Raw genomic sequence first — 24836 nt, forward strand, 5'->3', positions numbered from 1 at the left:
TATTGTGCTGTGTATGTAGGGGCTGAGCAAGGAGAAAGCAAGCAGAAACAGGCTCTTAGGCGGAAGCGTCCCGTTCTAGGCGGTGATTTTCTCAATTCCGGCAAGCGCGCCAATGCCTTGCGCCGCCTGGAGCCGCTGGAGAAGTTCCTCCGGCCCCTGCCCGGTCACGGGGTGGCGCCACTCCGGCGCGACTTCGGCCAGCGGAACCAGCACGAACCCCCGGTCGGGAATGCCCGGATGCGGCAGAGCCAGCGGCAACTGTCCGAGCCCCGCATCGGCGCCCCGACGCCCGACGGGCGGGACCACCAACCCGTCATAATCGAGCAAATCGATGTCGATGATCCGCTCCCCCCAGCGCACGCGGCGGACCCGGCCGAACATCGCCTCGATCCGGTGAAGCATCTGGAGAAGCTCCACCGGCGGCAGCGCCGCTTCGACCACGGCAACGCCATTCACATAAGGCGGCTGGGCATAAGGCGTGATTGCAGGCGTCCGGTACCAGGAGGAGCGACGCCGAACGGATATGCCAAGCGAAGGCATCAATTCGAGCGCCTTCTCCAGCACCGTTATCGGCTCGCCATGAACAGACGTAAGATTTGCGCCGAAGGCGAGCAGGATCATTTCAAATTGTCCATGTAGCCCGAATACCCATTTTCAAAGCAAACCGGCTTCTATATTTTCTCGCCATAAATGGCCACCCCAAGCCGCACAGCATCGCCAGGCCTTTCTACTTTTCAAATCATCGAAACGCATTAGCTACTCTCAGGAGTGCAGCATGAATTTCTATCCACAGGAACGCATCGCGCTCTTCATCGACGGTGCGAACCTCTATTCTGCCGCGCGCGGTCTCGGCTTCGACATCGATTACAAGCGCCTTCTCGAACTCTTCCGTTCCAAGGGCACTTTGCTCCGCGCCTTCTACTACACGGCCCTGCTTGAAGATCAGGAATATTCGCCGCTTCGCCCGCTGATCGACTGGCTGGACTACAACGGCTTTTCAGTGGTGACGAAGCCCGCCAAGGAGTTCACCGACGCCACGGGCCGCCGCCGTGTCAAAGGCAATATGGACATCGAGCTGGCCATCGACGCGATGGAAATCGCCGACAAGGTCGATCATGTCGTGATTTTCTCCGGCGATGGTGATTTCCGGCGCCTCGTCGATGCCATCCAGCGCAAGGGAAAGCGTGTCTCGGTCGTCTCCACGACGCGCAGCTCTCCGCCCATGATCGCCGACGAGCTTCGCCGTCAGGCGGACCAGTTCATCGACCTCGAAAGCTTGCGGGGCTTCATCGGCCGCAATGCGGACAACCGGCCTCAGGTGGTCCAGCCGGTGGACGAGGATGACGACTATTACGACGATGAAGACGAGGACGATATCGACCTTCCCGCGCGGGCCTGAACGCGCTAGAAAGCGGCATGTCCGACATCGAAGCTGCGGCGCCCGAAGCGCCGCGCGATTGCCAGCTCTGCCCCCGCCTCGTCGCCTACCGGCGCGAAAATCAGGCCGCTCATCCGGACTGGTATAATGGCCCCGTGCCGTCCTTCGGCGACGAGAAGGCGCGCCTTCTCATCGTCGGCCTCGCCCCCGGCGTTCAGGGCGCGAACCGCACCGGCCGGCCCTTCACCGGCGACTATGCGGGCGACCTTCTCTATTCGACGCTGATCGAGTTCGGCTTCGCCAAGGGCGAGTTCAAGGCACGGCCCGATGACGGGCTGACGCTGCATGACGCGATGATTTCCAACGCCGTGCGCTGCGTGCCGCCACAGAACAAGCCGACGCCGCTTGAAGCGAAGACCTGCCTGCGCTTCTTCTCCGCCCGCCTCGCCGCCCTGCCCAAACTCGCCGCCATCCTCGCGCTTGGCCGCATCGCCCATGACAGCGTACTGACGGCGCATGAGGCGAAGCGCTCCAGGTTTCCCTTTGCCCATCAGGCGAGCCACGACATCGGCAACGGCCTGCGCCTCTTCGATAGCTATCATTGCTCGCGCTACAACACGAACACGCGGCGACTGACGCCGGAGATGTTCCATGCGGTGTTCAGGGATATCCGGGCTTATCTGGATCAGCGCTGAGAATATTCTCAGCTATACCGTTCTTCCGTCCACGGATCGGCCTCGTTGTGATAGCCGCGCTCTTCCCAGAAGCCGGGCTTGTCGACCGGGCTGAACTCGATCCGCTCGATCCACTTCGCGCTCTTCCAGAAATACCATTGCGGCACGATGGCGCGCACGGGCCCACCATGTTCGCGCGTCAGCCGCTCGCCTTCCCAGGCATGGGCAAGCAGGACATCGGGTTCTGCAAAGACTTCGAGTTTGATGTTGGTCGTATAGCCGTCATGCGAATGGAAAATGACGTGCCGCGCCGCGTCGGTTGGCTTCACCAGATCGAGGATCGTCTGTGACGAAACGCCGTCCCAGTTGTTGTCGTAGCGGCTCCATGTCGTCACGCAATGAATGTCGCTGACGTAATGGACCTGCGGCAGCGCCATGAACTCATCGAAGCCAAGCGTAACGGGATTCCGGACAGCGCCGTCGATAACGAGGGCCCAGGTGTCGAGCGGAATGTCGGGTTGAATGCCGAGGTCGAGCACGGGCCACTTCTCGACGAGATGCTGCCCGGGCGGCAACCTGTTCTCGCGGCGAAGATCGGCCTTGCCAGTCAGGTGACGCCCTTCAGCCGCCGTCCTCTCCTTGGAGTGGATCAGCTTGTCCTTGATCTGCCCGATCAGGCTGGGCTTCTCGCCGTCGCTCATTTCCCGCCTCCTCGCCGCGCCTCCGCGAATGCCAGCCCACCCAGGATCAGCGCCATGCCGATGGCGTGATAGAGGTGGAACGGTTCTCCCAAAAGACCGACCGCGAGCAGGCTCACCATCATCGGCACGAGATAGATCGCAACGCCTGCGCGCGCCGGCCCAAGCAATTCAATGCCGCGATTGTAGCAGAAATAGGCTGCGACTGCCGGAAAGAGCGCCACATAGAGGATGGCGCCAAGGCTCACCTCGGTGAGGGGGACCGGCCGCCCGTTCATCGTCTCGACCAGATACAGCGGCAGCAGCGCCATCGAGGACACGCCGAATATCCCGGCGAGCAGGCTTAGCGGATGCACCTTCGGCTTCCACTTCAGCACGATGGAGTAGAAGGCGTTGAGGACGACGCCCGCCACGATCCAGACGTCGCCGCGCGTGAAGGAAAGGTCGAGAAGCCTCGCAATATCGCCCTGAAAGATGATCGCCAGAACGCCTGCAAAGGCGACAACCATGCCGGACACCTGCCGCACGCTCGTCCGCTCGCCCAGAATCGGAATGGCGAGCATGAGGATCGTCACGGGAATGAAGGCCTGCAACAGACCGGCATTGATCGCCTGCGTCGTCTGGAGGCCGATATACATGCAGAGATTGAAGCTCGCTCCGCCAAGCGTGCCGAGGCCGAGCATGACGGGCCAGGTGTCGAGCATGCTACGCCACTCGATGCGCAGATGCCGCCACGCGAAGGGAAGCACGATCAGGAAAGCGAGAAACCAGCGCCAGAAGGAAAGCCCTATGGGCGGCATGCCCTGCTCGATCGCGGCGCGACCGACAATTGCGTTACCGCTCCAGAAAAGCGCCGTCAGCGAAAGAAGAAGATAGGGTTGGTTGAACAGGAAGCTCAGCGCATACGCCACAATTCCGCGCCGTTTCACATCTTCCACACGTCACCCCCGTTCGCGCATCACGCGAGCCTTGTCGCGCTCCCAGCTACGCTGCTTTTCCGTCTCTCGCTTGTCTGCAAGTTTCTTGCCTTGTGCGAGACCCAGCTCGACCTTCACCCGGCCCTTGTCGTTGAAATACATCTTCAACGGAACGAGCGTCATGCCCTGGCGCAGCACGGCCTGCGAGAGCTTGTCGATCTCGCGACGATGCAGCAGCAGCTTTCGCGGCCGCCGCGTCTCGTGGTTGAACTGATGCGCCTGCAGATAGACGGGGATATAGGCGTTGACGAGCATGATCTCGCCCTGCTTCGTCGCCTGCGCATAGGCCTCATTGAGGCTGCCCTGCCCGACGCGCAGCGACTTGACCTCGGTGCCCTTCAGTTCGACGCCCGCTTCATAGACATCGGAGATCGAATAGTGGAATCGCGCCTTGCGGTTGTCGGCGATGATCTTCCGGCCGTCTCCCAGCTTCTTTTTTGCGCCGCCGCTCTTCGATGACATGTGATCCCGGTTCGGAAACTCAGTTGATAAGGCCGGCGTGGCGCATGGCGCCGCGAACCTTCTCGCGCGTCGGTTCGGTCACCGGCACGAGCGGCAGGCGCAATTCTTCACGGCAAAGGCCGAGCAGGCTCGCCGCATACTTGATCGGGCCGGGGCTCGGCTCGATGAAGAGATTGTGGTGAAGCGGCATGAGCCTGTCGTGAATCTCCAGCGCCTTCTTGTAGTCGCCGGAGAGCGAGGCATTCTGGAATTCGGCGCAGAGCTTCGGCGCGATATTCGCCGTCACCGAGATACAGCCCTGTCCGCCATGCGCGTTGAAGCCCAGCGCCGTCCCATCCTCGCCCGAAAGCTGGATGAAGTCGGGGCCCATGGCCTGGCGCTGAAGGCTCGCGCGGGCGAGGTTCGCGGTTGCGTCCTTCACGCCGACGATGTTCTTCAGCTCGAAGAGCCGGGTCATTGTCTCGACGCTGATGTCGACAATCGTGCGGCCGGGGATGTTGTAGAGAATGATCGGCAGCTCGACCGCATCGTTCAGCGCCTTGAAATGCTGGTAGAGGCCTTCCTGCGAGGGCTTGTTGTAGTAGCCCGTCACGCAGAGCGCGCCGTCCGCGCCAACCTTCTTGGCATGGTGCATCAATTCCAGCGCTTCGGCCGTGTTATTCGACCCGGCGCCAGCGATGACCGGCACGCGCTTCTTCGTCACCTCGACGCAGATTTCGACGACCTTGCGGTGCTCTTCATGGGAAAGCGTCGGCGACTCGCCCGTCGTTCCGCAGGGAACGAGCCCGTGCGTACCTTCGGTGATCTGCCATTCGACCAGTTTGGCGAACGCGTCCTCATCCACCTTGCCGTCCCTGAACGGGGTGATGAGAGCGACGTACGATCCCTTGAACATGTTCCTCAAGCTCCAAAGCCCCGCCTTGCCGGGGACGCCCGCCTTTCGGGCGGCGCGCACGATAACCATAACCCACGGGCGCGGCAAGAAATCCGCCGAAAACGGCAGGCGATGCGACTTGCGGCCCATTGCCGTGCTTGTTACCACAACGCTAATCTCAATGAACGACAAACCGGCAGTGAGTCGCAAAAATGCCGGCTGCCGTCGAAGGGGTCGAAGGCGTTCCTCAGGGGGGCGATCCGGCCGAAATTCATGAATTGGAACGCGTCATTGCCGGTTATTGAGCGCGATGGTAGGCCGAACCGGGCAAAGGTCCGGAGGTCGTGGAGCGCCCGGCACGTCCTCGCGCTGATGCTCGGCGCATGCCTGGCTTTCGGACCAGCGGCCCTCACCGGGGCCGAAGCCGCGCAGACCACCTCTGAAAAAACCACAACGGCCAAGAACAAGAAGAAGACGGCCGCCAAGTCGAAAACCGTTAGCAAGAAGAAGACCGCGTCCAAAAAGACCACCACCAGGAAGGCGGCCTCGAAAAAGACCACGAAGAACAAGAAGACCGCGAAAAAGGCCGCCCCGAAGCGCCATCTCGCGGTCGTAAGTTCGACGCTGCTCACCAAGGCGGACCTCGCCGCCCTGAACGACGCCTATGCCGAAGCGGACCGGGGACATTGGCCTGAGGCCATGCGCCATGCGGCGCGGGTCGCCGATCCCGCTGCCGCGAAGCTCGTTCTCTGGTCGCGCCTCGTTGCGCAGGATTCGGGCGCGACACTGGCCGAGATTGTTGCTTTCCAGCAGCAAAACCCCGACTGGCCTCGACAGGCAATCCTGTCCCGCCGCGCCGAGGAAGCGCTTCTCGCCTTTTCGATGAGCGATCAGGACATAATGTCCTGGTTCGGCGAACATCCGCCCATGACGGGCGAAGGACGGCTGCGTTATGGAAAGGCGCTCATCGCCAATGGCCGCGGCGACGAGGGCAAGGAATGGATCCAGCGCGCCTGGGTGGAAAACGACTTCACCCTCTCCCGCCAGAAGGAAATCCTGAGCAGCTTCCGCCCCTACCTCACGGCCTCCACCCACAAGGCGCGGCTCGACCGCCTGCTTTTCGACGAACGCAGCGCCGACGCCCGGGCCACCGCGGCGCTGATCGGCGCCGACGCGCAGAAGCTCGCCGATACGCGCATCAAGCTCATGACGGGTTCGTCGCTCGCCCCCGGCGCGCTCACGAGCCTGCCATCCTCCTTCAAATCCGATCCCGGTCTCATCTACGACCAGATCCGCTACGAGCGCCGCCGCGGCAATGACGACAAGACCGTCGCCCTTGTGCTGACCGCGCCGAGCGGGCCCCATGCCATGATCGAGGCAGACGCCTGGTGGATCGAACGCAAGATCGCGGCGCGCAAGGCGCTCGCGTCAGGCCAGTACAAGCAGGCCTATCAGATCGTCTCCAAACACGGGCTGAAGAGCGGTTCTGACTTCGCGGAAGCTGAATTCATGTCGGGCTGGATCGCGCTTCAGTATCTGAACAATCCGGGCAGCGCGCTTGCCCATTTCGCACGCCTCAACGATGCCGTATCGACCCCGATCAGCAAGGCGCGCGCAGAATATTGGTGCGGCCGCGCCGCCGAAGCCGGCCGCGACAAGGCCGTCGCCGAACTCTATTACCGAAAGGCGTCAGCCTATCCGACTACCTTCTACGGTCAGCTCGGCACAGCTGCGCTCGCGGGCATGAAGGGCGAAACGGCGCGCCTGCGCCTGCCAAAGGACCCTGCCCCGACGGCGGGCGCGAAGGCCGCCTTCGAGAAGCTCGAACTCGTCCACGCGACGAAGGTGCTGCACGACCTCGGACGGACGGACCAGATGTGGAGCTTCATGCTTCACCTCGCGGACATTCTCGACGACCGCGGAGAGCTTGCCGAGCTTTCCGACCTGGCGGTCAAATATGGCGAGCCGAAGCTCGCACTGCGCATCGCGAAGGCGGCCTCCCAGCGCAATATCGTCCTGCCGCAGCGCGCCTATCCCGTGGCGCTGATGCCGGCCTACCGCGTAAAGGGCCCGACCGTCGAAAAGGCGCTCGTCTATGGCCTCTCGCGTCAGGAAAGCGAATTCGATGCCGGTGTCGTCAGTCCCGCAGGCGCGCGCGGCCTGATGCAGCTCATGCCCGGCACCGCCAAGATCGTTGCCAGGCAGATCAAGGTTCCCTATTCGACCGACCGCCTGACCAGCGACCCGGCCTATAACGCCATGCTCGGCTCGGCCCATCTCGGCGATCTCATCGAGAACTATTCGGGCTCCTACATCATGAGCGTCGCGGCCTATAACGCTGGCGGCTCGCGCGTTGGCGAATGGATGGGTCAGTTCGGCGATCCGCGCTCTGCCGCCGTCGATCCGATCGACTGGATCGAAAACATCCCCTTCTCGGAAACGCGCAACTATGTTCAGCGCGTGATGGAAAACACCGAAATCTACAGAACGCGGCTCAACGGTGTGCCGGGCAGGATCCGGCTCAAGGAAGATTTGAGCCGCCATACCGGCGCGCCGATCACGACGCCCTCGCCAATGCCTGCGGCCACGGCGGACCCTATGCCGCTTGAGCCCTCGCTGGTGCTGCCCGCCTCCGGAATGGCGCCGGTTGCCGATGAGGACGAGAAACCCGCCGCTGCAAAGCCCGTGACTGAGGCCGCCGCAGATGGCAATGCAGTGCCCATGCCCGTCGCGCCCAAACGTCCGCATTCAAAGCAATGACCGCACTTCCCTATCGCGAATTGTTCTACACCACGCAGGACGGACTCCGCCTCTTTGCGCGTGACTATGGCGCGCGCGCATCGCGGGCAACGCCCGTGATCTGCCTTCCGGGCCTCACCCGCACCTCGCGCGATTTCGAAGCCTTCGCCGAACGCCTCGCGGCGACGCGGCGCGTCATCTGCGCCGACCTGCGCGGACGTGGCCGCTCGCAATATTGCGGGAGCTGGACCGATTACACGCCTGCCAACGAAATGCTCGACACCTTCGACCTGATGGGCGCGGCGGGCATTCACCGCGCCATATTCGTCGGCACCTCGCGTGGCGGCCTTGTCACCATGCTCATGGCGGCGCAGCGGCCCAACGCCATCGCAGGCGTCGTCTTCAACGATATCGGCCCGGAAATTGCCATTGCCGGGTTGCAGCGCATCGCCGGTTATGCGGGCGTGGGCGAAGCGCCGCCGGACTGGACGGAGGCTGCCTTCCGCCTGCGCATGGCCAATGAGCGCGAATTCCCCACCCTCACCAGCGAGGAATGGTACGCCTATGCGCGCCGCAGCTTCGCGGAGGAAAACGGCGCGCCGAAGATCGACTATGACGCGAAGATCGGAACGGCGCTCCGCAAAGGACTCGAGGCTGCGAATGGCGCCCTTCCCGACATGTGGGCCCAGTTCAGGACAATTGGCCATGTGCCCGCGCTCGTCATTCGCGGCGAGAACTCGGACATCCTCACGGCGGAGACCGTAAAGCGCATGGAGGCCGCCCATGCCGATCTCCAAAGCGTCACGGTCAGGGATCGCGGCCATGTGCCCTTCCTCGACGAGCCGGAAGCCGTGGCCACTCTCGACACGTTTTTCGAGCGCATCTGACTATTCCTTTCTGATGCGGAGCATCCGGGTCGCACCGCGCTGAAACTCGAAGGGTACGCGCACGAGTTCCGGAAACAGCCCCGCCGCCTCCAGCGCATCCATGACCGCCGGCAGATGGCTGGATGGACGCCCGTCGAGATTGACCAGCGGGAATATCCTCACCTCGCGCGCGACCCGCGCGAGTTCGAGCGCCGCCGAGACATGAAACGCTGCATCGAGATCGTCCCCATAGAGAAAGAGGAGATGGGAACAGAGCGCTGTTTGAAACGCATCATTGCCGAAGGGCAGAGCCGGCAATGATGCAGGCACATACCGCTCGCGGCCACAAGCCTCGAAGTCTGCAAGGAACAGCTCCAGCGCCTCGCGCCGAATCTTTTCGATCCGCTCCGGCGAACCGTATCGCTTCCAGTTGAAGCGGTATTGCGCGACACGCAGTCCCGCCATCATGTCGTTGCGGGTTGCCTCGAAGCGCTGCCGGATCGCCTCGCCACTCGCCGCGTAGATCGGATCGCAGGCGACAACATTGAGCCCCCGCTCCGCGGCCTCCGCCGCGAAGGACGCAGGGCCCCCGCCTACGTCGAGGACTGGCCCCTCCGGCGGCATGTCGGCAAACGCGAAATAGTCCGCGTACTCGTCATATCGCCGCCCCCAGGGCACGATGCCCCCGAGGTCGAATTCCTTTCGTGCTTCAGCTTCCTTGATCATTTTGCGCTCCGTAACGGCGCCGGAGGCTGCCCCTGAAGGCGCCTTCCATCCGGTTACGGAAATAAAAAGGCCGCCTCCAAATGGGGCGGCCGATCCGGCAGGTCGATAGACGACATGACTGGGCCACCCTTCAGGTGGTCCACCAAGCCTTGTTGCAAAGAAACATGCGCGTCATCGGTCTATCCTCGCCCGGCAAATCCGGGAATGGCCGGCAATCTACTCCCGGTCCGAGGGCTTGCCAACCCCGCCCACTCACTCCGGCTCCGTCGGCTCGACCTTGAAGGTCGGGATCGACCAGCGCATGGCGAGCGCGGCGAGACGGATCGCCAGAGCGACGGCGATGGAACCCCAGAGGTCCAGCCCCGCCGGGAGATCGAACTGGCGCAGCAGCACGAAGAGCGCCGCCCCGATCAGGGCGGCAATCGCATAGACCTCGCGCTTCAGGATGATCGGAGTCCGGTTGGCCAATACATCCCGGATAAGACCGCCAAAGACCCCCGTGACCACGCCCATGATCACAGCAACCGAGCCCGAGATGCCCATGTCCAGCGCCTTGCGCGTTCCGAGCACGGCAAAGACCGCAAGGCCGATGGCGTCCGCGATCAGCATGGGGCGGCGGACATCAATCCCCCACATCACGAGGGGGATTGTCGCCAGCGCGAATCCCGATGCCACGGCGACGTACCAAGGCGAGACAATCCAGAAAACCGGCGTCGCGCCAAGCATCATGTCGCGAAGCGTCCCGCCGCCGACGGCGACAATGACACCGAGAACCACAACCCCGAACCAGTCCATTTCCCGCTCGCCCGCGACCAGTGCTCCGGACACGGCGAAGGCGGCAACGCCGATGAATTGAAGAAACGCTAGTAAATTGATAGCAAGCATGCCGTTTCGCCTCCCAAATCGCTGCCACCCCTTGCTACGCGGCAGCACTGCCTTTAGTAAAATCGGCAGATGCTCTATTTTAAATGTCGGGCCGATCCCCCATATGGACTTCGGTCCTGCCCCCCCCCGCTCGCCGACACCATTCTGTAACCTTAGCTGAAATTGCACCTGGAGAAGCCCATGATGACCAGACGCATGGCAATCATGCTCGCCATAGTCGGCGCCATTCTTGCGCTGTTCATCGGCTACAAGATCTTCATGGGCATGATGATCAAGAAGTTCATGGCGTCGATGGGCAACAAGGCCGAAACGGTCGCCGCCATGACCGTGACTCCGCAGAACTGGGAACCGACGATCAGCGCCGTAGGCAGCCTCCGCGCCGTTCGGGGCACCGACATCGCGCCGCAGCTTGCAGGCGTGGTTGCCTCCGTCCCCTTCAAGTCCGGCGATGACGTCAAGGCGGGCGACGTGTTGCTGCAGCTTGCCGATGAAGACGACGTCGCGAACCTGAATTCCCTCAAGGCTTCGGCCGAGCTCGCGCGCATCACCTATGAGCGCAACAAGGAACTCGTCCGCACGCGCGCCGTCAGCCAAGCCGCGCTGGACAGTGCTGTTGCCACCTACAAGAGCGCGCTGGCGCAGGTCGCTGCCCAGCAGGCGCTGGTCAACAAGAAGCAGATCAAGGCGCCCTTCGCGGGCCGCGTTGGCATCCGCCTCGTCGATGTCGGCCAGTATCTGACGGCAGGCACCAAGGTCACGACCCTTCAGGCGCTCGACCCTATTTTCATCGACTTCTCCGTCCCGCAGCAGTCGGTCCACCTCGTGAAGCCGGGTCAGAAGATCACGCTGACGACCAATGCCTTCCCGGGCGAAACCTTCACGGGCGAGATTGCCGCCATCGATCCGAAGCTCGATTCTGAAACGCGCAACGTCGCGGTCCGGGCCGAACTTCCCAATCCCGACCGCAGGCTCCTGCCCGGCATGTTCGGCTCGGTGAAGGTCGTTACAGGCGAACCGGAGAAGATCATCGCACTGCCTCAGACGGCCATTACCTTCAATCCCTATGGCCAGTCGATCTTCATCGTGAAGAAGGGCGAGCCCGGCGCCGACGGCAAGCCTGTGCTCACCGTGGACCAGACCTTTATCACGACGGGCGACACGCGGGGCGACGAGATTGCCGTGTTGAAGGGCCTCAAGGATGGAGACATGGTCGTCACCTCCGGCCAGATCAAGCTGAAGAACGGGTCGCATATCGTCATCAGCGATAGCGTGAAACTGCCCAACGATACCTCGCCGACAGTACAGGACCGCTAAGGCCGGAGTAAGCCATGCACTTCACGGACATCTTTATCCGGCGTCCCGTCCTTGCCACGGTGGTGAGCCTGCTCATCCTCGTGCTCGGGCTCCGCTCGGTCTCGTTGCTGCCGATCCTGCAATATCCGCGCACCGAGAACGCCGTGGTGACCGTGACGACGTCCTACTACGGCGCCAGCGCGGATGTGGTGGCCGGCTTCATCACCACGCCTCTCGAGGCCTCCATCGCGCAGGCCAACGGCATCGACTATATGTCGTCGAGCAGCCTTCAGAGCCTGTCACAGATCCAGGTGCAGATCCGCCTCAACTACGACTCCGCCAAGGCGCTCACCGAAATCAACACCCGCGTCAACGCGGTCAAGAACCAGCTTCCCGCCGAAGCCCAGGAACCGGTCATCACCATCGCCGTCGGCGAGACGATCGACTCCATGTATCTCGGCTTCAACAGCGAAGTGCTGGCCACGAACCAGATCAGCGACTATCTGCTGCGCGTTGTCGTGCCGAAGCTGCAAGCCGTCGAAGGCGTGCAGCAGGCCGAATTCCTCGGCGAAAAGCGCTTCGCGCTTCGCGTCTGGATGGATCCGGACAAGCTCGCCGCCTATGGCCTCACGGCCACCGACGTCTCGACGGCGCTCGCCCGCAACGACTTCCTCTCCGCCGTCGGCACCACCAAGGGCCAGATGGTGCAATACGACCTGACGGCTTCGACGAGCATTCACACACTCGACGAGTTTCGAAACCTCATCATCAAGAACAAGGGCGGCACCTCGGTCCGCGTTCAGGACGTCGCCAATGTGACGCTTGGCGCGGAGGACTATGAGTCCGCCGCCGGTTTCGACGGGAAGCCTGCCGTGCAGATCGGCATCAAGGTCGCGCCGACAGCAAACCTGCTCGACGTCATCAAGCGCCTGCGCGCCATTTTCCCGGAAATTGAGGCGCAGCTCCCCGAAGGCCTCCACGGCGCCATCGCCTATGACGCGACGAAGTTCGTCAACAGTTCCATCTCGGAAGTGGTGCGCACGCTTGTCGAGTCGCTGATCATCGTAACGCTCGTCGTCTTCGCCTTCCTCGGCTCGCCGCGGTCTGTGCTTATCCCGACGCTCGCCATTCCGCTGTCGCTGATCGGCGCCTTCGCCTTCATGCTGATGTTCGGTTTCTCGATCAACCTGCTCACGCTGCTGGCCCTGGTTCTCGCCATCGGACTCGTGGTGGACGATGCGATCATCGTGGTCGAAAACGTGAACCGGCATCTTGAGGAAGGGCTCCCTCCACTACAGGCCTCCGTCCTCGCCGCGCGGGAGCTCAGCGGCCCGATCATCTCCATGACCGTGGTTCTGATCGCGGTCTATGTCCCGATCGGCTTCATGGGCGGTCTCACCGGCGCGCTTTTCACGGAATTCGCCTTCACACTGGTCGGCGCGGTCACGGTTTCCGCCATCGTCGCCCTCACCCTTTCGCCGATGATGTGTTCGCGCTTGCTCAAGGCGCATGATGCCGAGAAGAGCGACTGGGAACAGCGCCTCATCCGCTACATCGACCGGCGCTTCGAGCAATTGCACCGGGGCTATTCGCGCGCCCTCTCGGCGAGCCTCGACCAGATTCAGGTCGTGGTCGTCTTCGCGCTCATCGTCATCGGAAGCCTTTACATCTTCTGGTCCTTCGCAAAGACGGAACTTGCCCCACAGGAAGACCAGGGCATCGTCATCAGCATGATCACCTCGCCGCCCACGGCGACGATCACGCAGCGCCAGATCGGACAGGCGGAGGTCTACAAAGCGATCCGAAGCCACAAGGAAACGGATCACGTCTTCCAGGCGATCATGCCGACGCAGGCGATCGCCGGCCTCGTCACCATTCCCTGGGACGAACGTTCGAAGACGGCCACACAGATCCAGACGGAACTGCAGGGACAGCTCAACCAGATTCCGATCGTTCGCGCCGTGGCCTTCCAGCCGCCACCGCTTCCCGGCGCGCGCGGCCTTCCGGTCGACTTCGTCATTCAGACGACAGAGCCTTTCGAGCGGCTCGACGAGGTCTCTCGCAGCTTCCTCGCCGAAGCGCAGAAGAGCGGCAACTTCATCTTCCTCGATACCGACCTCAAATTCGACAAGCCGCAGGCCCAGATCGTCATCGACCGCGACAAGGTCGCGGACATGGGCCTGACCATGACGGATGTCGGCGCAGCGCTCACCTCGATGCTCGGCGGCGGATATGTGAACTATTTCAGCCTGTCCGGCCGCTCCTACAAGGTGATCCCGCAGGTGCAGCAGCAGTTCCGCCTGAACACGGACCAGCTGACGAACTACTACATCCGCACATCATCAGGTAAGTCGATTCCGCTTTCCACCATCGCCCATATCGAGATGAAGACAGTGCCGGAGGCGCTGAACCACTTCCAGCAGCTCAACGCCGCCTCGATCACCGGTGTGCCGAGCCCGAGCATCACCACGGGCGAAGCGCTCAACTACCTCCGCGACCTTGCAGCCCGGACCTTGCCCGCCGGCTATACGGTCGACTTCGGCGGCCAGTCGCGTCAGTTCGTGCAGGAAGGCAGTGCCCTTCTCATCACGTTCTTCTTCGCCCTCGTCATCATCTTCCTGACGCTGGCGGCGCAGTTCGAAAGCTTCCGCGATCCGGTTATCATCCTGATCACGGTGCCGATGTCGCTTTGCGGCGCGCTGATTTTCATCAGCCTCGGCATCGGCGGCGCGAGTCTCAACATCTATACGCAGGTGGGCCTCGTGACGCTGATCGGCCTCATCAGCAAGCACGGCATTCTGATCGTGGAATTCGCGAACAACCTTCAGCTCGAAGGCAAGAAGAAGCGCGAAGCGATCGAGGAAGCGGTCGGCATCCGTCTCCGTCCCATTCTGATGACCACCGCCGCCATGGTGCTCGGCGTCATGCCGCTCATCCTCGCAAGCGGCGCGGGCGCGGTGTCGCGTTTCAATCTCGGCCTCGTCATTGCGAGTGGCCTTGCCATCGGAACGCTCTTCACGCTCTTCGTCGTCCCCGCCATGTACATGCTGATCGCCGAAGACCATCAGGCGATCAAGGCCGAGGAAGACGCACTGGCCGCCGCCGAGGCTGAGGTCCACTAGAGCCTCGGGCTGCTCCCGCCTCTCAAACCGGCCCCATCCGTCAATGACAGGTGGGGTCGACGCGGACGCTCAGCACTGGTCGGGAAAATAGGATTGGCGTTCGACCCGGCCACCACTGAACCAGAGATAGACCGTCTTCTCGCCATTGCAGTCGCCGCAGCCTTCCTCGGCACTCACGCTGTAGCGCACGGGAACCCGCCAGCCGAAATGCTTGCCGAGTACGCTGATATTGCAGGCCGCGATATCGGGCGAGGCCGGAAGCACCGTCAACGTTCTCCTGGGGTCCTTCAGCGAGGCACGGACCCACTCCGCCGCCACCGCATTGTAGTCAGCCGGCAAGGGTCCCACCGTGTCCGGCGTGTTGAAGCCCGCCGATGGCCCGAGCTGGGATGTACATCCCGCCAGCACCAGCGTCGCAACCGCAAGCGCCAGCCTGCCCCTCGTCATTCCCAGCATATGAATCGTCCCTCCGGCTCGGTGTGCGCGAGTTTATCCGCATCGGCGGCGGCGGCGCAAATGGCGGGACATCTCCGTAACGGGGGAAATCCGGGCAGTTTTCGGTTCTTGCCGCCTTCGGTCCAACTTATCGCCGCATTTCCCGGGTATCAGAGCCACCCTCCGGGCGGCATAATCCGCCACCATGCCGCACAGCCAAGGACCCTCTATGCGCCGTCTCTTGACCCTGCCCATGATTGCGGTTGCCAGCGCGACGCTGGCGGCTTGCGCCTCGTCGCCCGCCCGTGAAATCGCCGTGCCAGCGGAGCCCTTGACCTACACTCCCCGCGCCCATTCTGCGCCCTACCCCACATTCGCGCCGCCTCTCGTCGAGGTGCCCGATCTTCCGCTCCGGCAACCCCTGCAATTGAACGCAAAGGACCGCACCTGCCTTGTCGCTGTGATGTACTACGAAGCCCATGGCGAAGGCCAAAAAGGCATGGAAGCGGTCGGCCATGTCGTGCTCAACCGTCTCGGAGAGAGACCGGAAGGCACCACTGTCTGCGACGTCGTCTATGAGAAGAAGCAGTTCGGCTGGACCCGGAAGATCTCGCGCAAAAGAGTCGCCATCGGCAAGACGCGCGGATGGAAAACCGCCGCCACCGTCGCCGACAAGCTCATCGCCGGCTACAGCGAGGACCTGACGCAAGGCGCGACGTCGTTCTATTCCGTCTTCGAATTCAGGGACGGCCCGCCCGAATGGGTGGAGAACGACGAAAAGACCGTGCAGATCGGCAACCACGTCTTCATCGCGCCCTGAGCGGGTTCCTCGCGCGCTGGTAAGGCTCACTCACCCTTGAAAACCGGCGCACGCTTTTCGCGGAAGGCGGCCACGCCCTCGCGATAGTCGGCGCTGTCATAGACCTTGCGGCGCATGTCCTGAATACGTTCGAAGGTCTGGGCGGGAATGGGCACATAGTCGCTCATCACCCGGATCTGCTCCTTGATGATGGCCATCGCAAGGGGCGCCTTGGTCGCCATACGCCGCGCCATATCCATCGTATAGGTCTCAAGCTCCGCTTCCGGCAGCAGATGGTTGATGATGCCCCATTCGAGCGCCGTCTCGGCATCGACAGGCGCCGCAGTGAAGAAGAGTTCCTTGACCACGTTGAGCCGCAGCCGCCCGATGAAATGCAGCAGCCCGGTCGTGTTGTAAGGCAGACCCAGATTGACCGGCGTAATGGCGAAGGTAGCGGTCCCGTCCGCGATCACCATGTCGCAACTCAGCACGAGGTCGAGCGCACCGCCCCAGACCGATCCATGCACCATCGCGATCACCGGGCCGGAAAACAGGCGGACCGCGCGCAGCGTTTCTTCCATAGGATCGGCATAGTTCAACGGATCGAGCCCACCGATCGGCAGCTCTCCGATGTCGTGGCCCGCCGACCAGACCTTCTGGCCCGGCTCCGCGCGGATGATCACGACACGCGCCTTCGCGCCGCCAAGCGCTTCAATCGCCTCGGTCAGGCCGTTCATCATCTCATGCGTCAGCGCGTTGCGCTTGGCCTGGTTCGCAAGAGTAACGATGCCGATATCGCCAACCCTCTCCATCCGTACAAGCGGCGTCGCAGCGTAGCGTTGAGCGCGAATATTATTTTCAGCCATGAATGTCACACCACTCCGATTTACCGGGATTTGCGTAAAGGGAAACGCGGGTGCGAATACTCCGCCGCTTCTGAAATGATCGCCCTTGCACAAGCGCTTGACCACTAAGGAGGACTACCTATCCGCCCGCGGGTTGCACGCGGACACGAACAAACGGCGTAATAAAAAAGGTGACGGCCCCCGTTCCCAATGGCATCGTCGCTCCCCGTAAATCGGGCATGGCGACCTGATAGGTATTCGCAACTGGTGCCGGACCGGCCGGAGTACGAGCCTGGTGACGACACCCGCGATTGAACAATGCGTTTAAACAGGTTGAGTTGACCGTGCATAAACTGAAATACAGACACGTCCTTGCCAGTGAATTGCGCCGCGCGTGGTATTTTTTCAAATTGCTGGCAAGGCAGAACGTGGGGACGGATAAGAACTTCTTCACGAGCGACGCTGCCGTAAAGCTCTCAAGAGGCGTTCTGCCGCAAGGTGTGAAGATAACCTGTAGCGGGCGCGCCGATGGAATCGGCATGCAGGCCCTTACCCGGATGTCCACCATCAGCTTCGCCAAAGCCTTTGGCGCGACCTATGTTCACTCCCCCTTCACAGATATCGACCACTCCGACGGCGATCCTGAAGAGTGGGTCAGCAGCTGGGAGCGCTTCTTCAATTTCGGCAAAGGTGAAGAAGTCGTGACGGACAGGCATTCCGTTATCGACTACGCGGACTATTTGACCGGGAAAGAGAAGCTGACCGAAAACTCGGTTCTGAGATTTCAGCAATGCTGGTATTTCACGCGCCGCTATCCAAATTCATTCCTCGACGTGCGGGACCTCTTCAGAAAAAAGATGGGCCTCAGTGAGCAACCGGGAGACACCCTGTCTGTCGCCGTTCACGTCAGACGAGGAGATGTCGGGCAGGAAAGCAATTCGCTTCGTTTCACCCCGAACAGTAAAATTCTTCAAACGATCAAATGTCTGAAAGAAGCTGCGGCGCTGGCGAATACAAGACTGTCGATCGCGGTTTTTTCGCAAGGCAGCAAAGACGACTTTCAGGAGTTCGTCGAGCTTGGGTGCTCGCTTCATCTCGATACGGATGCTCTCGACACGTTGAGGGGCCTCATTGAGAGTGACATTCTGGTGATGTCGAAGAGCTCCTTCAGCTACGTCGCTGCCTTGTACAACAACGGCGTCGTCATTTATGAGCCCACCTTCAATCCGGCGCTGGACGGCTGGTTGATCAAAAGCCCTGACGGAAGCGTCGATCCGAAGTTGGTGGCGGACAGGATCAAGAAGCATATTGCCCAATCGCCCGCCCCTGCTTTGGCGAAGAGCGCGGCAATGACGCCAGTTATCGCCTAGACGCGTGAGGCCTGCTCGGCGCGTTCGAGCGCTTGCGCGAGAATGCGGCGCTTGCCGAATGAAAGCGTCTTGCGCAAGAAGCGCTCCACACCCTTGAGCGACCACCGCCAGCCACCGGGAACGACAAAACCGCTCCACGGCGTGCCCGAGAGACTGTCCTGATAGAAGGCACGGAACTTCCTGTCGGCAAAACGCGGCGCTTCGGCCCACGGTTTCGGCGAACTGGTGAAATGTTTGATGCCGATCTCACACGACATGTATTCGGTGATGAGCGCAATAACGTTCCATTTTGGGGGCAGCACCCGCCACCGACCGCGGAAGACGATGTTCAATATGTCCTGCTCGGAAAAAAGCGACTTCTCCACCGTCGGCAACAGCGCAACCGCCTTCTGCAGATATTGCCCGGACAGGCACTGCCGCCAATCGAACAGGAGAACGCCCGAATTGAAATAAGGCGTCACCTCATCGAAGCCAATATCGGCGCGGTGCGTGGCGGCAGTGGTCACAAGATCGGGCATGAAGCCGACATCAATGGCCGCTCCGAGGGGATAACCCTTCAAGTCCGTTTCGAGCAGGTCATCAATGGGCTGAAGCGCGAGCACATCGCTATCGAGGTAGAGAACCCGGCGGTAACGCTCATCAAAATACCTGCTCATGGTCAGCCGGATGCCGTGGCCTAGCCACCGGCCAAGATTCAGAATTTCCTTCTCTACGATCTCGACATGCTGAAGCCTGATCGCGGTCGAGTGCCTGGCGTTGAAGGCTTCCAGAGCCGCCTCGTCGGCGGGCCCGCCCCCGACGAGCATGATGACGAAATCGGCATTGGCAGGGACGCCATGGCGAAGGCATGACAGCAGGGTCACTGCGGCGGCGGGAAGCCAGTTCGACGTCGCGCAGCACACGACGGCGACCTTCTCATCTTCAATTGCTTGCGTTTGCATCAGGTGGGGCCCCGGGTGCCGCTGCAGCGACTATCGCACATGATGACACGCCCCGGACCGCGCGCAAGCCGGCCGCTTCGCCTGCCCCGTGTACAGCCCGCAAAAATATCTTTAAAAATCAATGATTTAAAAGGGGGAATGGCGGAGAGGATGGGATTCGAACCCACGATACGGCTTTTGACCGTATAACGGTTTAGCAAACCGCCGCCTTCAGCCTCTCGGCCACCTCTCCGTAGGCCCGTGTATGCCCAAGATTGCCGTTTGCTTCAAGGGAGAAGTCCCTCTCAGGCGCATTTCCGGGGCGAAAAAGCATGGAAATCTTATCCGTGGTAGCGGATCAGCCCTTCTTGGGCCACGGAAGCGACAAGCCGCCCATCCCGCGTATAGATGCTGCCCCGGTTGAGTCCCCTGGCGCCTGAGGCACTTGGGCTGTCCTGCGTATAGAGCATCCACTCATTGACGTTGAACGGCTGGTGGAACCACATCGCATGGTCGAGGCTCGCCGATTGCAGCTTGCCCGACACCCAGCTCACGCCATGCGGGCGAACGCAGGTATCGAGCAGCGTCATGTCGGAGGCATAGGCAAGGATGCACTGGTTGAGCGCGATGTCGTTGCCGATCTCCTTGCGCGCGCGGACCCAGACATGCTGCACCGGCTCCATCGGCGCCGGGTCGATATAGTGCTGCGGATTGACGGGGCGAATCTCGATCGGGCGCGGACGCGCGAAATGCTTCTGGATCGCTTCAGGCAGCTGGCCTTCGATCGCCCTCCTCAGCTCGCGCTCGCTCGGCAGGTCTTCGGGCTGCGGCACGTCGGGCATCGTCGACTGATGCTCGAAGCCCTTCTCCGGCGTCTGGAACGAAGCGGCGAGATTGAATATCTGCTTTCCGTGCTGGATCGCCACGACGCGCCGCGTCGTGAAGCTCTTGCCGTCGCGCGAGCGATCGACCTCATAGACGATCGGAATTTTCGGATCGCCGGGCCGGATGAAATAGGCGTGCAGCGAATGGCACACACGATCCTCGACCGTGCGATAGGCGGCGACCAGCGCCTGCCCGATCACCTGCCCGCCAAAGACGCGCTGCCAGCTCGAGTCGGGGCTGTGGCCCCGGAAAAGATTCACCTCGATCTGTTCGAGGTTGAGTAACTGGATGAGGTCTTCCACGGCGTCGGCCATCATCGCTCCTGTCGCGTCTCGTTTCGCGCGAACATAAAGCGCAAGCCGTCGCCTGTCATCCGGTTCAAGGCGGTGCGATGACGCTAGCAAAGATCAGTGCGTGGCAAGCCACTCGCGCGCCTGCCGCTGCGCCTCGGCGACTTCGGCCGGGCCCATTTCCCGGGCAAGTTCGGCGCGATAGGAGCGGGCCGCCTCGCTGCCGCGCATGGCCGCAAGGTTGAACCATTTGTGCGCCGTGACGAGATCGACCTCGACGCCATTGCCGGTTGAGTAGATCAGCCCCAGTTCATAGAGCGCGTCGCACTTGCCGCCTTCCGACGCAAGTTCGCTCTCCTGAAGCGCTTCGTGCTGCATGCGAGCCATTGCCCACCTCTTCCCAAAGTGGCGGCTCGCCTGATTCCAAACCCACTCGGCGCCGCCCGTCAGCCGCAAGGAATTCCTTGCCCCTGAGGAAAGCATTTCATCGCTACGCTGAAAAAATGGTTAACGCACCATTTGCCATATGCGGACCAGGTCCGCGCGTTGGAAGGCGTGGGACGTTCAGCCGAGCTTCGGCACAGCCATGCCGCGCTGAACGGCGGGGCGCGCGCCGACCTCGGCGATCCAGCGCCGCGTGTTCGCTGCCTCGCCCACCATGTCGGGCTTCGCGGCCGCGATAAGGTCTATCGCCGGCGCAATCCAGGGATAGGTGATGATGTCCGCGACCGAATAATCACCGCCGAGGAACCGCGCTTCGCCGAGGCGTTTGTCCATCACGCCGACGAGGCGCGCCGCCTCGCTCGCGTAGCGATCTGTCGCATAGGGGATCTTTTCCGGCGCCGTGTTGATGAAGTGATTGAGCTGTCCGAACATCGGCCCGACGCCGCCCATCTGCCACATCAGCCATTCGAGTGCCTGGGCGCGCTGGCGCCCCTTCGGCGCGAGGAACTTGCCGGTCTTCTCCGCGAGATAGATGAGGATCGCGCCGGATTCGAAAACGGCGAGCGGCCCGCCATCGCCTTCCTGATCGACGATAGCCGGGATGCGGTGGTTGGGGCTGATCTTCAGAAATTCCGGCGCGAACTGCTCGCCCTTGCCGATGTTGATCGCATGCGCCGTGTACTCGAGGCCGCACTCCTCCAGCATGATGGAGACCTTGCGCCCGTTCGGTGTCGTCCAGGTATAGAGATCGATCACCCTCGCCTCCTCCACCGGATTGCGGCTCGCCGCTCAATATTCCGCGGTCACTTCCACATGGTGATGGCGATGGCGTGTGCAGACATAGGGGTCAAGCACATAGTTTCCGGCGGCCAGCTTCAACCCGACTGCCTGCTGCGGATCAAGGAAATTCGCGACCTCCTCGCCCTTGGCGTTGCGGATCGCAAATCCATAGGTGCCGTCCATGACGCGTGTGATCTTGCCGGCGCGCGGCAGCGAGAGGCCCGAACCCCACTCCGTCTGCGTGTGATATTTGTCCTTCATGACAAGGGTGCCTGTGCCAGTCACCTCTGCCGCCTGCGCCGTCCCGCCGACCAGAGAGATGCCCAGAACCACAGCTCCAGCGAGTCTCATCACACGATTATTCATCGGACACCGACCTCCGCGTCGGGCTTTCGCGAAGCGAAGCCCATGAGAGCAACCCCATAAAGACAAACAGCGTGTCCGGGTTGCCGGACACGCTGCAAGTTTAGCATAAGCGGGACGCGACGTAAGTCGGCCCTTTATTGTGCGCGTTGCCCGAACAGAATCTTCCGAGCCTGTTCGGCTGCTTTGGTCTTGTCCCCAAGGGTTCCCTGGCGCAATTCGCGTCCAAGGGAGAAGCCTCTTTTGACGGCCGGTCGGGCGCCAACCCGCTCGAACCAGTCTTTGAGGCGGGGAAAGTCTTCAAGCTGCTGACCCTGGTTCTTGTAAGGTACGACCCAGCACCAGCAAGCTATGTCTGCAATCGAGTATCGCCCGGCGAGATAATCGCGGTCCTTGAGGCGTCTGTTCATAACGCCATAGAGCCGGTTCACCTCGTTTGTATAGCGGTCGATCGCATAAGGGATCTTCTCTTGTGCGTACTGCCGGAAATGATGGGCTTGGCCCGCCATGGGACCAAGCCCAGCCATCTGCCAGAACAGCCATTGGTCGACCTCAACTCTCTGCCGTTCATTCGACGGATAAAACTTCCCCGTCTTGCGGCCGAGATATTGAAGGATTGCCCCCGACTCGAAAATCGAGATCGGTTTTCCCCCTGGACCATCCGGGTCCACGATGGCTGGCATCCGATTGTTCGGAGCTATCCTTAAAAAGGACGGCTTGAACTGGTCGCCAACTCCGATATTCACCGGCCTGACCACATAGGGCAGCCTGCATTCCTCCAGCATGATCGATATCTTCCAGCCGTTTGGCGTCGGCCAGTAATAGAGATCGATCGGCTTCGGCCCATCCCGCACTGCGGGAGAGGCCTGCTTGGGAGAGCGCTTGCCTGCCGCAGAAAGCGCGGCAGGCCGGCGATTACCGGTCACTAATCAGGCCGCCTTCTTGACCGCCGGCTTCCGCTTCGCGGCAACCTTCTTGGCGGCCGGCTTCTTCGCAGCCGGCTTCTTGGCGGCGACTTTCTTGGCGGCCGGCTTCTTCGCGGCAACCTTCTTGGCGGCCGGCTTCTTGGCGGCAACCTTCTTTGCGGCGGGCTTCTTCGCCGCAGGCTTCTTCACAGCAGCCTTCTTCGCCGCGGGCTTCTTCACCGCCGCCTTCTTGGCGGCCGGCTTCTTCGCCGTGGTCTTCTTCGCCGTCGTCTTGGCGGCGAGCTTCTTCACAGTCTTCTTCGCAGCCGTCTTCTTGGCGGCGGGCTTCTTCGCAGCCGGCTTCTTGGCGGCGGGTTTTGCTTTAGCTTTCGTAGCCATGTTTCTCTAGCTCCTGATGTGCCGATATCGTTGGCGACAATCCATTGACTCGCAACGCACACACTTTTCTTGCGCCCTCGTACCCCTCAGGCGCGATGAATAATATGAGCGCGGTCAATGCCCTCCGCAACACAGTGTTGCATTTTTGTGCAAGCGTCGGCGCGCCACTCTCTGTCGAAAGTGGTTGACAAACGGTTCACAGGGAGCCGTGAAAAATTGATCAGCCGTCGGACGAAAGGCCCAATTTGCGCGCGAGGATTTCGTTGACGACTTGCGGATTTGCCTTGCCAGACGTGGATTTCATGACTTGTCCGACAAACCAGCCCGCGAGAGACGGCTTTTCTTTTGCCTGCGCGACCTTGTCCGGGTTCGCCGCGATGACCGCGTCGATTGCGGCCTCGATGGCGCCCGTATCGGTCACCTGACGCAGACCTTCTTTTTCGACGATTTCGGCGGGGTCGCCGCCGGTTTTGTACATTGATTCGAAAATCTGCTTCGCGATTCGTCCGGAGATGGTGTTGTCCGAGATCAGATCGATGAGCTTTCCGAGGTGCTCCGCAGACACCGGAGAGGTCTCGATCGAGTGTCCTTCCCGGTTCAGCGCGCCGAACAATTCCACCGTCACCCAGTTCGATGCGAGCTTCGCATCGCGCCCCTTCGCCACCGCTTCATAGAAGTCGGCGGTCGCTTTTTCGCCGACGAGAACGGTCGCGTCATAGGGAGACAGACCGTATTCGGCGATCAGGCGCGCCTTCTTGTCGTCGGGAAGTTCGGGCAGGCTCGCCTTGATCGCGTCGACGTCGGCCTGCACGATTTCCAGCGGCAGAAGATCGGGATCGGGGAAGTAACGATAGTCATGCGCCTCTTCCTTGGAGCGCATGGAGCGCGTCTCGCCCGCCTTCGGATCGAAAAGGCGGGTTTCCTGATTGATCTTGCCGCCCTCTTCGAGGATTTCGATCTGACGGCGCGCTTCATATTCGATCGCCTGGCCGATGAAGCGGATCGAGTTGACGTTCTTGATCTCGCAGCGCGTGCCGAGCGGACCGCCGGGGCGGCGCACCGAGACGTTAACGTCCGCACGAAGCGAACCTTCTTCCATATTGCCGTCGCAAGTGCCGAGATAGCGCAGGATCGTCCTCAGCTTCGTGACGTAAGCCTTTGCTTCGTCAGCGGAACGCATGTCCGGCTTCGAAACGATTTCCATCAGCGCAACGCCCGACCGGTTGAGGTCGACATGGCTCACCGATGGTCCGAGATCGTGGATGCTCTTGCCCGCATCCTGCTCAAGATGCAGGCGCTCGATGCCCACGATTTCCGAGCGGCCGCCCGCCAGGTCGATCACGATTTCGCCCTCGCCGACGATCGGATGCTTGAACTGCGAGATCTGATAGCCCTGCGGCAGATCGGGATAGAAATAGTTCTTCCGGTCGAAGATCGAGCGCAGGTTGATCTGCGCCTTGAGGCCGAGGCCGGTCTTCACCGCCTGCTCGACGCAGTAACGGTTGATGACGGGCAGCATGCCGGGCAGCGCGGCGTCGACGAGGCTCACCTGCGTGTTCGGCTCCGCGCCGAACGCGGCCGACGCGCCGGAGAAGAGCTTCGCATTCGACGTCACCTGGGCGTGGACTTCGAGACCGAGCACGATCTCCCAGTCGCCAGTCATGCCTTTGATCAGATCTTCGTTACGGGGTTCGCGGTTGCGCATTT

The 24836-nt window shown here is 61.7% G+C and carries 25 protein-coding genes and 1 tRNA gene; 8 read left to right on the forward strand and 18 right to left on the reverse strand.

Features of this window, described 5'->3' with window-relative positions; all coding sequences use genetic code 11:
- Positions 1 to 75: 75 nt before the first annotated feature.
- Positions 76 to 621, reverse strand: a complete 546-nt coding sequence (folK, locus tag F2P47_RS09115) for a 2-amino-4-hydroxy-6-hydroxymethyldihydropteridine diphosphokinase (protein WP_152216044.1) — start codon at positions 619 to 621, stop codon at positions 76 to 78.
- 154 nt (positions 622 to 775) lie between these two features.
- On the opposite strand from folK, the gene F2P47_RS09120 reads away from it, so the two are divergent.
- Both F2P47_RS09120 and F2P47_RS09125 read left to right on the forward strand, forming a co-directional pair.
- Positions 776 to 1399: a LabA-like NYN domain-containing protein gene (locus F2P47_RS09120; RefSeq protein WP_152216045.1), complete on the forward strand. Its 624-nt coding sequence runs from the start codon at positions 776 to 778 to the stop codon at positions 1397 to 1399.
- 17 nt (positions 1400 to 1416) lie between these two features.
- Entirely contained in the window at positions 1417 to 2073 is a 657-nt protein-coding gene (locus F2P47_RS09125; RefSeq protein ID WP_185681041.1) for a uracil-DNA glycosylase, read from the forward strand.
- Between the two features lie 8 nt (positions 2074 to 2081).
- Here F2P47_RS09125 and F2P47_RS09130 read toward each other — a convergent pair whose 3' ends face one another.
- Genes F2P47_RS09130 through dapA form a run of 4 tightly spaced genes read right to left on the reverse strand, consistent with a single transcriptional unit; the run spans position 2082 to position 5084 of the window.
- Positions 2082 to 2753 carry a sulfite oxidase-like oxidoreductase gene (locus F2P47_RS09130; RefSeq protein ID WP_152216047.1) on the reverse strand — a complete coding sequence of 224 codons (672 nt, stop codon included), beginning with the start codon at positions 2751 to 2753 and terminating at the stop codon, positions 2082 to 2084.
- Positions 2750 to 3688 carry a DMT family transporter gene (locus tag F2P47_RS09135; RefSeq protein ID WP_152216048.1) on the reverse strand — a complete coding sequence of 313 codons (939 nt, stop codon included), beginning with the start codon at positions 3686 to 3688 and terminating at the stop codon, positions 2750 to 2752. The genes F2P47_RS09130 and F2P47_RS09135 overlap by 4 nt, the downstream gene beginning before the upstream one ends.
- 3 nt (positions 3689 to 3691) lie before the next feature.
- On the reverse strand, positions 3692 to 4189 hold the full coding sequence (smpB, locus tag F2P47_RS09140; protein ID WP_152216049.1) for an SsrA-binding protein SmpB: 498 nt from the start codon (positions 4187 to 4189) through the stop codon (positions 3692 to 3694).
- A 19-nt stretch (positions 4190 to 4208) separates the two neighbouring features.
- Positions 4209 to 5084 (reverse strand): 4-hydroxy-tetrahydrodipicolinate synthase, encoded by an 876-nt coding sequence (dapA, locus tag F2P47_RS09145; protein ID WP_152216050.1) that lies wholly within the window; start codon positions 5082 to 5084, stop codon positions 4209 to 4211.
- Positions 5085 to 5435: 351 nt separating this feature from the next.
- Between dapA and F2P47_RS09150 the strand changes: the two genes are divergently transcribed.
- A complete protein-coding gene (locus tag F2P47_RS09150) occupies positions 5436 to 7823 on the forward strand; it encodes a lytic transglycosylase domain-containing protein (protein ID WP_185681042.1) in 2388 nt (795 codons plus the stop codon).
- The gene (locus tag F2P47_RS09155) at positions 7820 to 8689 is read left to right on the forward strand and encodes an alpha/beta fold hydrolase (RefSeq protein WP_152216052.1); all 870 of its coding nucleotides are present in this window, start codon (positions 7820 to 7822) and stop codon (positions 8687 to 8689) included. The genes F2P47_RS09150 and F2P47_RS09155 overlap by 4 nt, the downstream gene beginning before the upstream one ends.
- On the opposite strand, the gene F2P47_RS09160 is transcribed toward F2P47_RS09155, so the two are convergent.
- A complete protein-coding gene (locus F2P47_RS09160; protein ID WP_152216053.1) occupies positions 8690 to 9394 on the reverse strand; it encodes a class I SAM-dependent methyltransferase in 705 nt (234 codons plus the stop codon).
- Between the two features lie 252 nt (positions 9395 to 9646).
- The gene (locus F2P47_RS09165) at positions 9647 to 10279 is read right to left on the reverse strand and encodes a trimeric intracellular cation channel family protein (RefSeq protein WP_152216054.1); all 633 of its coding nucleotides are present in this window, start codon (positions 10277 to 10279) and stop codon (positions 9647 to 9649) included.
- Between the two features lie 180 nt (positions 10280 to 10459).
- Between F2P47_RS09165 and F2P47_RS09170 the strand changes: the two genes are divergently transcribed.
- Together F2P47_RS09170 and F2P47_RS09175 are read left to right on the forward strand one after the other, a co-directional pair.
- Positions 10460 to 11593: an efflux RND transporter periplasmic adaptor subunit gene (locus F2P47_RS09170; protein WP_204886602.1), complete on the forward strand. Its 1134-nt coding sequence runs from the start codon at positions 10460 to 10462 to the stop codon at positions 11591 to 11593.
- Between the two features lie 14 nt (positions 11594 to 11607).
- Positions 11608 to 14694, forward strand: a complete 3087-nt coding sequence (locus tag F2P47_RS09175) for an efflux RND transporter permease subunit (protein ID WP_152216055.1) — start codon at positions 11608 to 11610, stop codon at positions 14692 to 14694.
- Positions 14695 to 14763: 69 nt separating this feature from the next.
- Here F2P47_RS09175 and F2P47_RS09180 read toward each other — a convergent pair whose 3' ends face one another.
- Positions 14764 to 15150, reverse strand: coding sequence for a hypothetical protein (locus tag F2P47_RS09180; protein WP_152216056.1), 387 nt, complete (start codon positions 15148 to 15150; stop codon positions 14764 to 14766).
- Between the two features lie 208 nt (positions 15151 to 15358).
- Here F2P47_RS09180 and F2P47_RS09185 point away from each other — a divergent pair, with 208 nt between their 5' ends.
- Positions 15359 to 15949 carry a cell wall hydrolase gene (locus F2P47_RS09185; RefSeq protein ID WP_185681043.1) on the forward strand — a complete coding sequence of 197 codons (591 nt, stop codon included), beginning with the start codon at positions 15359 to 15361 and terminating at the stop codon, positions 15947 to 15949.
- A 26-nt stretch (positions 15950 to 15975) separates the two neighbouring features.
- On the opposite strand, the gene scpB is transcribed toward F2P47_RS09185, so the two are convergent.
- Complete coding sequence (gene scpB / locus F2P47_RS09190; RefSeq protein WP_152216058.1) at positions 15976 to 16794, reverse strand: methylmalonyl-CoA decarboxylase; 819 nt, start codon at positions 16792 to 16794, stop codon at positions 15976 to 15978.
- A 290-nt stretch (positions 16795 to 17084) separates the two neighbouring features.
- Between scpB and F2P47_RS09195 the strand changes: the two genes are divergently transcribed.
- A complete protein-coding gene (locus F2P47_RS09195) occupies positions 17085 to 18143 on the forward strand; it encodes an O-fucosyltransferase family protein (RefSeq protein WP_152216059.1) in 1059 nt (352 codons plus the stop codon).
- Here F2P47_RS09195 and F2P47_RS09200 read toward each other — a convergent pair.
- The 9 genes from F2P47_RS09200 to gatB form a co-directional block, all read right to left on the reverse strand.
- On the reverse strand, positions 18140 to 19084 hold the full coding sequence (locus F2P47_RS09200) for a glycosyltransferase family 8 protein (protein WP_152216060.1): 945 nt from the start codon (positions 19082 to 19084) through the stop codon (positions 18140 to 18142). The genes F2P47_RS09195 and F2P47_RS09200 overlap by 4 nt on opposite strands.
- Positions 19085 to 19223: 139 nt before the next feature.
- Positions 19224 to 19316, reverse strand: a tRNA-Ser gene (locus F2P47_RS09205).
- An 88-nt stretch (positions 19317 to 19404) separates the two neighbouring features.
- Entirely contained in the window at positions 19405 to 20262 is an 858-nt protein-coding gene (gene tesB, locus F2P47_RS09210) for an acyl-CoA thioesterase II (protein ID WP_152216186.1), read from the reverse strand.
- 93 nt (positions 20263 to 20355) lie between these two features.
- On the reverse strand, positions 20356 to 20625 hold the full coding sequence (locus F2P47_RS09215; protein WP_152216061.1) for an SEL1-like repeat protein: 270 nt from the start codon (positions 20623 to 20625) through the stop codon (positions 20356 to 20358).
- A gap of 177 nt (positions 20626 to 20802) precedes the next feature.
- Positions 20803 to 21438: a glutathione S-transferase N-terminal domain-containing protein gene (locus F2P47_RS09220; RefSeq protein ID WP_152216062.1), complete on the reverse strand. Its 636-nt coding sequence runs from the start codon at positions 21436 to 21438 to the stop codon at positions 20803 to 20805.
- Positions 21439 to 21471: 33 nt separating this feature from the next.
- A complete protein-coding gene (locus F2P47_RS09225; protein ID WP_152216063.1) occupies positions 21472 to 21813 on the reverse strand; it encodes a hypothetical protein in 342 nt (113 codons plus the stop codon).
- A gap of 149 nt (positions 21814 to 21962) precedes the next feature.
- On the reverse strand, positions 21963 to 22610 hold the full coding sequence (locus tag F2P47_RS09230) for a glutathione S-transferase family protein (protein ID WP_246176821.1): 648 nt from the start codon (positions 22608 to 22610) through the stop codon (positions 21963 to 21965).
- A 144-nt stretch (positions 22611 to 22754) separates the two neighbouring features.
- Complete coding sequence (locus tag F2P47_RS09235) at positions 22755 to 23129, reverse strand: histone H1-like repetitive region-containing protein (protein WP_152216064.1); 375 nt, start codon at positions 23127 to 23129, stop codon at positions 22755 to 22757.
- Between the two features lie 220 nt (positions 23130 to 23349).
- Positions 23350 to 24834, reverse strand: a complete 1485-nt coding sequence (gene gatB, locus F2P47_RS09240; RefSeq protein ID WP_152216065.1) for an Asp-tRNA(Asn)/Glu-tRNA(Gln) amidotransferase subunit GatB — start codon at positions 24832 to 24834, stop codon at positions 23350 to 23352.
- Positions 24835 to 24836 lie beyond the last annotated feature (2 nt).

The sequence above is a fragment of the Parvibaculum sedimenti genome (assembly GCF_009184905.1).
Classification (GTDB): Bacteria; Pseudomonadota; Alphaproteobacteria; order Parvibaculales; family Parvibaculaceae; genus Parvibaculum; species Parvibaculum sedimenti.

Bases quoted from the DNA above. Each gene is read 5' to 3' on its own strand.
- folK (WP_152216044.1), bottom strand. From the start codon at position 621: ATGATCCTGCTCGCCTTCGGCGCAAATCTTACGTCTGTTCATGGCGAG.
- F2P47_RS09120 (WP_152216045.1), top strand. From the start codon at position 776: ATGAATTTCTATCCACAGGAACGCATCGCGCTCTTCATCGACGGTGCG.
- F2P47_RS09125 (WP_185681041.1), top strand. From the start codon at position 1,417: ATGTCCGACATCGAAGCTGCGGCGCCCGAAGCGCCGCGCGATTGCCAG.
- F2P47_RS09130 (WP_152216047.1), bottom strand. From the start codon at position 2,753: ATGAGCGACGGCGAGAAGCCCAGCCTGATCGGGCAGATCAAGGACAAG.
- smpB (WP_152216049.1), bottom strand. From the start codon at position 4,189: ATGTCATCGAAGAGCGGCGGCGCAAAAAAGAAGCTGGGAGACGGCCGG.
- dapA (WP_152216050.1), bottom strand. From the start codon at position 5,084: ATGTTCAAGGGATCGTACGTCGCTCTCATCACCCCGTTCAGGGACGGC.
- F2P47_RS09150 (WP_185681042.1), top strand. From the start codon at position 5,436: ATGCTCGGCGCATGCCTGGCTTTCGGACCAGCGGCCCTCACCGGGGCC.
- F2P47_RS09155 (WP_152216052.1), top strand. From the start codon at position 7,820: ATGACCGCACTTCCCTATCGCGAATTGTTCTACACCACGCAGGACGGA.
- F2P47_RS09160 (WP_152216053.1), bottom strand. From the start codon at position 9,394: ATGATCAAGGAAGCTGAAGCACGAAAGGAATTCGACCTCGGGGGCATC.
- F2P47_RS09165 (WP_152216054.1), bottom strand. From the start codon at position 10,279: ATGCTTGCTATCAATTTACTAGCGTTTCTTCAATTCATCGGCGTTGCC.
- F2P47_RS09170 (WP_204886602.1), top strand. From the start codon at position 10,460: ATGATGACCAGACGCATGGCAATCATGCTCGCCATAGTCGGCGCCATT.
- F2P47_RS09175 (WP_152216055.1), top strand. From the start codon at position 11,608: ATGCACTTCACGGACATCTTTATCCGGCGTCCCGTCCTTGCCACGGTG.
- F2P47_RS09180 (WP_152216056.1), bottom strand. From the start codon at position 15,150: ATGCTGGGAATGACGAGGGGCAGGCTGGCGCTTGCGGTTGCGACGCTG.
- F2P47_RS09185 (WP_185681043.1), top strand. From the start codon at position 15,359: ATGCGCCGTCTCTTGACCCTGCCCATGATTGCGGTTGCCAGCGCGACG.
- scpB (WP_152216058.1), bottom strand. From the start codon at position 16,794: ATGGCTGAAAATAATATTCGCGCTCAACGCTACGCTGCGACGCCGCTT.
- F2P47_RS09200 (WP_152216060.1), bottom strand. From the start codon at position 19,084: ATGCAAACGCAAGCAATTGAAGATGAGAAGGTCGCCGTCGTGTGCTGC.
- tesB (WP_152216186.1), bottom strand. From the start codon at position 20,262: ATGGCCGACGCCGTGGAAGACCTCATCCAGTTACTCAACCTCGAACAG.
- F2P47_RS09215 (WP_152216061.1), bottom strand. From the start codon at position 20,625: ATGGCTCGCATGCAGCACGAAGCGCTTCAGGAGAGCGAACTTGCGTCG.
- F2P47_RS09225 (WP_152216063.1), bottom strand. From the start codon at position 21,813: ATGAGACTCGCTGGAGCTGTGGTTCTGGGCATCTCTCTGGTCGGCGGG.
- F2P47_RS09230 (WP_246176821.1), bottom strand. From the start codon at position 22,610: ATGCTGGAGGAATGCAGGCTGCCCTATGTGGTCAGGCCGGTGAATATC.
- F2P47_RS09235 (WP_152216064.1), bottom strand. From the start codon at position 23,129: ATGGCTACGAAAGCTAAAGCAAAACCCGCCGCCAAGAAGCCGGCTGCG.
- gatB (WP_152216065.1), bottom strand. From the start codon at position 24,834: ATGCGCAACCGCGAACCCCGTAACGAAGATCTGATCAAAGGCATGACT.